Source organism: Vibrio sp. 10N.222.48.A3 (assembly GCF_041475345.1).
GTDB classification, from domain to species: Bacteria; Pseudomonadota; Gammaproteobacteria; order Enterobacterales; family Vibrionaceae; genus Vibrio; species Vibrio tasmaniensis_A.
The window spans coordinates 1-9,295 of sequence record NZ_JBFRVX010000427.1 but is presented as its reverse complement, the minus strand read 5'-3'; the positions used below and the strand labels follow the sequence as shown (position 1 = coordinate 9,295).

At 37.4% G+C, this 9,295-nt stretch carries 5 protein-coding genes; 3 read left to right on the top strand and 2 right to left on the bottom strand.

Going from position 1 to position 9,295, the window contains the following annotated elements; translation table 11 throughout:
• The first annotated feature begins 47 nt into the window (after positions 1 to 47).
• The 3 genes from AB4653_RS13050 (at position 48) to AB4653_RS13040 (ending at position 6,317) form a co-directional block, all read left to right on the top strand.
• Positions 48 to 3,425, top strand: coding sequence for a hypothetical protein (locus tag AB4653_RS13050; RefSeq protein WP_102257426.1), 3,378 nt, complete (start codon positions 48 to 50; stop codon positions 3,423 to 3,425).
• A 635-nt stretch (positions 3,426 to 4,060) separates the two neighbouring features.
• Positions 4,061 to 5,227, top strand: coding sequence for a hypothetical protein (locus AB4653_RS13045; RefSeq protein ID WP_102257427.1), 1,167 nt, complete (start codon positions 4,061 to 4,063; stop codon positions 5,225 to 5,227).
• Between the two features lie 10 nt (positions 5,228 to 5,237).
• Positions 5,238 to 6,317, top strand: coding sequence for an AAA family ATPase (locus tag AB4653_RS13040; RefSeq protein ID WP_102257428.1), 1,080 nt, complete (start codon positions 5,238 to 5,240; stop codon positions 6,315 to 6,317).
• 669 nt (positions 6,318 to 6,986) lie between these two features.
• Here the strand turns inward: AB4653_RS13040 and AB4653_RS13035 are convergent.
• The gene (locus AB4653_RS13035) at positions 6,987 to 8,093 is read right to left on the bottom strand and encodes a toprim domain-containing protein (RefSeq protein WP_170962713.1); all 1,107 of its coding nucleotides are present in this window, start codon (positions 8,091 to 8,093) and stop codon (positions 6,987 to 6,989) included.
• Positions 8,094 to 8,100: 7 nt separating this feature from the next.
• Positions 8,101 to 9,295, bottom strand: a 1,195-nt coding sequence (locus AB4653_RS13030) for a hypothetical protein (protein WP_372104373.1), incomplete at its 5' end; no start/stop codon positions are given.

Genomic DNA, 9,295 nt, shown 5'->3' with positions numbered 1-9,295 from the left:
CGATAGATCATATTTAATGAAGACGAAATAAGAATTCTCGGTGAATTATGATTGATTTATTTGATAGAACTGGAAAGCTGAATTTAGTTAACGTGGTTGACAGCAAGCTACGTGAACGACACATATTTCTGCATGGTCTATTCATTGATGCAGTTAACTCTGTCATAGAAGCGCTAATTGACGGCGCTGTGTATAGCGTTCCACTTAGTCACGGAAAAGATAGTAGTTTGACATTAATCATCGTTTTAGAAGCATACAAGCGTGCTATAAAGGCAGGGTTAATTGAAGCTGATAGACCACTCATATCGTATTGCACGAACACTAAGAGCGAATCAATCATTATGAATATGTTCAGCTCATTTGCAGGAAAAAAACTTGTTATGTATGCAAAGGAATCAGGCATCAACCTGAACTACCAACAAATATCACCACAACTTAGTGATGAGTTCTTTATCCGTTGGGCTAGTGCTTCAAAACTTATCCCATCCCCACTTAGAGCTGGTGACTGCTCTGTGATACTAAAAGTCGGGCCCGCCGAAAAACACTTAGCCAAAGTCTTATCTAAACTGCCTAATAAATTCAAATCAGTCCACATAGCTCTGGGTAGTAGAAATAAGGAGAGCTCTCGAAGATCTGAAAACATGAATAAAATGCAATTAAGTAATAAGATCGTGAAAATCGAACGATCCGGTATTGCTAAAAACCTATTTCAAGTGGCACCTATTGCTGAACTGACGAATGACGATGTATTTGAATTACTTGCTTTGATTGGTGCTCACCCAATATCAAAATGGACAATAGACGTAAACATTGAAAGCTACATGAGCAATTTTGGACTCTTGTTAGAACTTTATGGCAATGGTTCAAATGATGTTTGCGAGCTTGTAATTGGTAAGACTCAATCCAGTTCTTGTAGTGGTACTGCGAGGTTTGGATGCTTCACATGTACAATGTCAAAATACGAAAACTCTGGAATCGAAACAGCAAAATACCCAAGATATAGTTTATTGGGTGCCGAAAAAGCACTTCGCCTAAGAGATTGGCTATTCAGAATTGGTAACACAAACAATAAAAACCGAGCCTTTCACGCTAAAGCTTATGACGAAGTAGGCCTTAATCGCATATTACTTCAACCAAATATCTTAAAATCTCATTTTTTGGAGAAAATTATATGGTACGCATCACAACTCACTGCTGATTCCATCAAAGCTGCAAAAGACTTCGCTGAACATGTAGAAAATAACACTTTAGAACAACATGAAGGTTATTCAGACATCCTGAACGATCCCAATATCGCTCAAGCTACGAAAAATGAATTTTTGGACATGTACGTATCCGAAGCACAAATCCCACAGTTCAATGTTTTCAGCGAGCGACACGCAATCTTACTATCCGCTAAATGGGCTATTGACGGTATAACAGCTCTGCCATACAGACCCTTGAAAATATGGAAGATGGTCACTGAGCAAGGTAAATCACTTTCATGGCCTAAAACCCACAATGAAATTGAAGCCCTTGGTGGAAGAATAGAGTTGGATAGAACGCTACCCAATCCTGTAGCTCTAAAAACAATGCATGAGAATACGAATACCAATATGGACTTCATAAATATGAATACCCCGCTGATTGAGTATTTTAGTCTGCCTCAACATTTCCTAGGTGGTTTAGTTGAGCAAGATATGAATTGTTCGATTAAGTCGACCTCTAAGGAATCAATAGATCTAAATGCCTCTTACCAAGCATACCTATCTATTGATGATAGAAAGGAGGGTGAAATCATAGGGTCTATTCGCCTAGATTCAAGAAGCGTATACATACGCCTGAATAACATACAAATCTCAAACGTCACATCTCCTCAATCTAACTTATCTATGAAGCTAAAAGACAACATCAAGGCAGAGTTAATTAACATTGCTCACTCAAATCTAATTGATCACTTCGAGCACTTTGATGACAAAACACGTCACATGTTAGATGTTGAAGTCATGGAATTACTGAACAAAGAGGTGCATGCAATAAATAGCAACGCGGGGAAAGCCTCAGTGAGCATTCCTTACTTAAAACCAATAAAGGTAGGGCAGGTAGCAAGAACCTCACCAATCAAAGTTTCACGCATAAAGGAAGCATCACCGAGAGTCATCTTGAAAAAGAAAAATGGGATCATATTCGGAAATTCCAGAGTGCGTTCATATCCTTTAAACTTAGAACCTATTCTAAAGGATAGAAGCATTCTTGATATAAAGGTTCTTAAACCTCATTTTGAGTCAACGCTAGAGTCAACCTTGATCAACTATCAAGCAACCATCAATAACACAACAGATGACATTCTCAACGTATTGAACATCGATGTAGACAATGAATTATTTAGCCTTTGGAAGTGGAACGGTGGTATGGAAAGAGCGTTGAGGCAACATGATCACTACCTTGAGTTTTGGATGAATTCTCGATCAGAGTCGCCAGCATACCGGTTCCGTAAGTTCAATGGCTACCAAGTCATTACTGATTTATTTGGAGAAGGCGGTTTGCAGGTTAAATCAACATATAAAAAAGTTTTTATAGAGCACCTTAAACGAACGTGGCTATTCAATGAGATAGGTGCTTACGACTTTGCTAACTCTAAAATCTCTGACTTAAATTCGCACCCAGATGTTGTAGACATGAAAACTCACAGGGATGACAAAGCCAAAATCTTGATCAATGTAAGAAAAATTCGAAATGAAAAGCGTAAAAAATACAAGCCTATGATGGACGGAGTAGGGCGCATCAACTCTGTAGCTCAAGCTGTTAAAGATTTTATCGAAATGAACCTCGACTACTCAAGAATGCATATACTTTGTGGCTTTGACGCAAGAGCAAATTGTGTGTTTTTCGATAACCCTGCCACTCTCAGTCAGAGAGAGTCAACATATCGCACCTGGTTATTGATGTATCAGGATAAGTTCGTCGATATCGACACCTTAATTGAATGTTTGATTGGTCGAAAAATAGCGAAAGAAATTAAAGAAAGCAAAGAATACCCACGCTTAATGAAAGTGGTTAAGTCATTAAAGTTTTCTAGAAAACTATTAGAATCGGTGGAAATCAAGAAACACTATGAAGCAGCAATTGAGGACCTTTCTAAATTTAATGAAAAGCTCACGGCCATCGGGCACTCTAAAGCTGACCTGGAAGTTTTAAAGAGTCAGTATTCAGCTCTCATGATTAAGTACCATATCGATCCAGAAAAATATTTTAATTTCAATACTGAAAATCGCCAAAATAAGCAAAATTTGGCTCACCGTGTTATTTCGATTATCGATCATTTAAAACTAAGCACTGAAATGGCTAATGTGGCCGAGATGAATGTGTCAAAGTTACTAGAGCAAAGCGGTAAATACGGAGTAAAAAGTATGAGCTTAGAAGATAAGCTATTGGCTGTAAGTTAACCCTAGCTTCACAGTGAATATAGGGGGTTTTCAACAACTTAGAGTGATAAGTCAGAGTATTAACAATGTCCCTCTTTAAAAAGTTTCAACCTTTAAATTTGCCTGACGACACTAGCTGCGAGCAAACATTATTATGTGAAAAACTCGTTAAAAATTAGGGCATTAACGCACTGACTAAGAACTTAAAAGTGTAGAGTGAGATCAACAAAAGAACTCCTCCATGATCATAGATTCTTTGAATGTACGTTATAGATAAACAGAAAATTCAAACCTCAAAGGAATCAAAGCGTCAGTAATGGTGAATGTAGTTGGATTTCTTAGAAATTATGTTGAGCATGGTTATATTTTTGAAAAATCCAACTTAAAAAAGTTAGATTTATTGAAAATGTGGTAATATCAAGATGGAATTAGAGGAAATCCATCTTTGAGGATGTTGGTTTTAATAAAAATGCTTAACCAGTTAAGTTGGTAGGTTTAGAAAAGTTCTCAACCAAGATTCAACTGTCAAAATAAACACTAGCATTTAAACCGGAAATCACAATAAACCAATATTTAGTTATGATCAAGTGAAATGATCCATTTGCTGATCAAGATCGATAAACTCCATACAATCTAGCCATAACGGAACTTATCTCATGAGTAATAGATCAGACGATAAAACTGTATTAATTGAATTAATTGACAATGATGAAAAGAGCGAGTTGGTTGAGCACTTAAAGAAGTACAACTACATACCCGAAAAAATCGCAACAACCATATTCAACGATATTTTTCTTGACACAAAATCAACTAAAACTCTAGCGTCCAAAATTTACGAAGAAGGGGCCGAAGGGGTTGAAGCTTACATTTTGAAAAAGCATATGTATGGGGGAATTGTAGAAAGGCCCTGGTTCAAACGTCCAGATGTGAATTTTGAGGCCATCAAAGTTGATGTGTATCAGACATCATTATTTACTGAAGACCGCTCACTCCTCGAATACATGATTTTGACCGGGAGACACTTACCTAAATATCTCATCGCTGACATGTCGGTGCGTGATCTTTTGAAGTACATAAAACTGTCTTCTGAAAAAATCAATGAGCCATTTAATACCGACCCTTCCTATTTACCTCGCAAAGTTCGCTCTCGATTAGACATGAAAATCTTCTCGTCTGATGAATGGCAATTCTACGTCGTAGACATGAGGGTTGTTGCAAAGCTCATGGGGAAGGGGACTTATAATGCTAAGACCAGGGAACGTCTAGTCGCGCAATTGAACAACTTAAGTTCAGCAGAGATAAGATATCAACCTATCGGTGGTGATAACCACTTCATCGATGAAGATACATTCAAATTCGTTGACCACCTTTATTTGCCGATTATCAATACCGAAGATTCTGGGTTTATAAAGAATAAAAATAGAATTACCCCGGAGTTCTTTACTCATCAAATAATTGGGGTATCAAGGTTTTATGTGAAATCTCTCGCTAAGAACTCCGCAATAACTAGAGAAAAGTTTTCTCACTTTGCTCAAATCCCCATTAAACAAAATGTAGATGATTTCGTTAAGAGCTTAGCGACACATACAACGCAGTATTTATGTAAACATGATTTGTATTTTTGGTTAATGGATTACTACAACAATAAAAGCTTAAAAGGTGGCACATACATAACTACAAAAGTACTACGCACCCTTAGAACGCTTACAGATAGAAACGTAATTCATCACGTTGAAAAAATCCTCAATGTAACATTTGAGGTCCAGTACGATTCGAAAAGCTTAGCATGTAACGCAATCATTCGACCTAATAGCAAAAATTAATGAGAAAGACATGAGCAAACTGATCCAGCTGAGCCTTAAAAGGGCTTCGATCAATAAACAAAAACCTAGCGATTTCGTCCTTTATGGATTGCAAAAAAAAAGAGTTGGCTATCTTATTGGACTTGGCGGCGTAGGGAAAACCGACCTTTCCATTTCGATAGCAACAGACGTAGCGCTCGGCACCAATTTTACTGGTTTGAACTGTAGTTCAAATCCGCCGTTGAAAGTCCTATACCTTGCTTATGAAGATGGCCACGAAGATATCGAGGAACGAATTCTAAATAAACAAGAAAATTTTGCATTATCAGAGATAGAACTTTTAGAGCAGAATTTTTATCACTACAGCGAAGAGATACCATTAATACCAAAAACGACAGCCGTTTATCAGCACAGTCTGGAATTATACGAATTGATCGAAACGGCCAAAGATTTCGACTTATTGGTAATTGATAACGCTAGAAACTGCCTTTCTGGTCAAGATGACATAACTGGTGACATAGAATTCAACATTGCTTCCAATTTTCTGGCCAAAGAAGCTGATATTGCAGTACTAGTTACTCATCACATCACTAAAGCTAAAGAAAGTAATGTCGATGAACTAACAAGTAGTGGTGGTAGCGGCTTTTCTGCGTCACAGTCGAAAAGCAAATTCATACTTCTTGCATATAAGGTAAATAGCTCTTCACATGCTATGAGGTCCAGTTCATTAAAAAATAAAAAAGACCAGATACTCGTTCGCCATTTAAAAGCAAACAAATTACCTCCAAAAGATCAATATTCAATAGAAAGCCCCCTCATTCTTCAGACCTTAAATGGCAACCTCTTAATTGATGAAAATAAAGCCACAAAGCGCACATCAAAAAATGAAGATAACAATCCGCTAAGTAAGGTTAAGGGTACAACTAAGACCAAAGCAAGTATCTCTAAGAGCATTCCTTTTTCAGAGAAACTAGACGATAAAGACGCAGCTCGACAAGTTGCAGAAGAAAGCCTGTTAAATACACCAACCACGAGCCAAGCAGCCAAGCAAGACAAGATGCTTGGTTTAGATAAAGAAGAGGAATTCATACCCAGAAGCAAAAGGAAATGAATTATTATTTCTAATAAATCCAACTTAAGCCAAGTTGGATTTTCTAGAAAGATTTACTAAATTTCTAATAAATCCAACTAAATTTCTATATGGTCTAACATAAAAGGTCGGTTTTAGTTGGATTTTTCAAAAAATTAGACTAAAAAACACCCTCTCTATATATCTCTATAAAGAGATATAACAAAAATCATCTCACACTAAATTTCGAAAATTACAACATGAGATCAAGAGCTGCAGTCAACAAGTAGACTGCGAGTTTCCGTCACTGTTGTTTAGCTACAAGCTAAACAACAGTGCCGCAAACTACAGTTTTAGATCTACGATTATGATTAAGATCCAGTTTAGATCCTTTTTTGGATCTTTATGATGATCGCCCTTTAAATGCTTCTTAAAGGCTGTTTTAAAGCGTCTTTACCAAAACCTTGAATCTACTATTCAAACACCCCCATTGGGCCTTACGTTGAGTAATAGGAGGCCGTAGCATACTTATAACGCACGGTTTTGATTGGGGTTTGCGAGGGACGAGGAATATTCAAATCAAAATGCGTAATTTCAGTGGACTCAAATAGGAGTGCGGCCACTGAAACCTTGCAATATTCGCATAGAAATGAACTAAGTTATCTTAGAGGGGAGGGCTATTATAAATGCTCAGTTTAAAGATTGCTTTAGCTATCTAAACGACTGAACTAACTCTAGAGAATTTATGTTTTCGAACTCTTGAGCACTTCGGTGAGACTCAATTTTAATGAATTGCTTAATTTTATTTGCAATCATGCTATCTGTTGGCATTTTTACAACATCATTTAAAAGTGAAGCAAACACATATTGATTGTCTTGACCCCACTTCAAGTTTAATTCATCTAGGGTTAAATTTAGCAAGTAGTTTTCAATGCTAATACTGTTATTTAGATGAATGTTAAATGCATCTCTAGCTTCGTCAACTGTATCTTCTGACCTCAATATAGAATCAGGGTCCTCTCCATCAGGAAGGATTGTAATAACGATTTTACGATTGCCGGATAGGGCGGCACGGGATTGCTTAACAGCTCTTTTTGAAGCCTTAATGCCAGCCTCATCACCGTCAAAACAAAAATGCAAACAATCCGTGTATTGAAATAAACGTTCAATTTGATTTTCGTTTATAGATGTTCCCATTGTTGCTACAGCCGTTTCATATCTAAATTGATGCAATGTCGCCACATCCATATAACCTTCAGTAACCAACACTCGATCAACTTTTTGTAGACGATTTAGCAAATGCTCGCCAAAGATTACTTCATTTTTGTGGAATACTGGAGAGTCGGAACCATTCAGATACTTAGGGCCATATGCTTCATCATTGATCTTGCGACCACCAAAACTCACAATGTTATTATCTAAATCGAATATTGGGAAAATTACACGACCTTTAAATCGGTCAAATGAACCCTTCTCATTGCTCTTAACAACCCCCCCAAGTTCTAATAAGACCTTAATTGTTTCTGTCAATTCATCATCATTTAGCGAGTAACCAATGGATTTCTTCACCTTATCTCGCCAAACAGCGTTCTTACTTTGGGCTAAGAGCTGCGTAAAGCTCGATGGTGAATAGCCTAATTGGAATTTATCTATGGTTTCTTCATTAAAGCCTCTACTTTTAATGTAGTTAATACCATCAGGGGCTCTATTCTTAAAATGATACTGATAATATTCAGACGTCAGCTTTAAAGCAGTCAGTATTGGCAACTTTAAAGCTACATTAGAAGTGTTTTTATTAACAATTACATAGTCAGTCATCTTTACCTTACATACCATTTTGGATGAATGGGTGAACTATTTGGAAGTCATGATCGCTTTCACTCATTATCTCCATAGAGTTCAACTCAGTTAAAGCTTGTTCAATTTCATCTTCAACATCTGCTAGAACTATCTCCAAATCATTTGCATATGAAAATACAGTCGCATAACCTTCACATTCGAGTTCAAAGCCTTTAGCGGCTGCTTCGTTTCTATCAGTAATAAAAATTACAGGAGGTAAATTATCGGCTTCTATTTGATCTTCAATATAACCAAAGTTAGGTGCTGGAGCCCCTAAGTCAGTTCCGAAAACAACGGTATGTACTTCAAGTTCTAATTCTTCAGCTTTTAGAAGGGAATTCCTAATTGGGTTAGTAAAATCGGTACCACCACCACCGTAGTCCATTACTTCATCGATAACTTCGGCTTTGTTTTCAGGAGTTAAACTCCAATATACGTCTTTAACATCCACATCGGCAGGGAAAAGTAATATCTCGGAGAATCCAGAGGAAGGGTCATTTAGGTCTACCGATGCCAATGCTTCAGTAAATAAATCACCGATAAACTTCCTATTCATTGAGCCACTTGTATCAATAAGGAAGATTGCACAACCATCCTTCTGCTCAGAATGGTAAAATACTCCGTTATACATACTCGGAATAGAAAAGTACTCATCTATCAACTCTTCTTCTGTGTATTGCGTATCCCAAGAATTACCAGGCTCCATACTCTCAGAAACCGCTACCTTCCAAGAAATCTTTCCTTCGTCACCGAGTTTAGTTTTTTGCTTATAATAGCCGCCTCTCGTTCCCGCTGTAGTTTCTTTTTGCTGATTTTCATCAAGTCTAGAATGAATAGTATCCATTTCCTGACCAACCTGCTGAGCTCTTAAAGCATTTTCAGCTGAAATCGCTTCAATTTCTTCAATACTTCTTTCTTTGAGGCGTAAGCGATCCATTGTAGATTCACTTAATCCAGCTTCTTTAGCTGCTTCAACAACATCATTATTATCAATAGTATGATCATCAACAGTTGATTCACCTAAGCCATCACGCAATTGGTCAACAATGCTTCTTGCCATTTCAGGGTTGTTTACATGCTCCTTTGCTTGTTGGTCATCGCCTTGCTGCTGGTCTTGTTGGTCACCGCTTTGCTGTTGCCCTTGTTGGTCACCGCTTTGCTGTTGCCCTTGTTGGTCACCG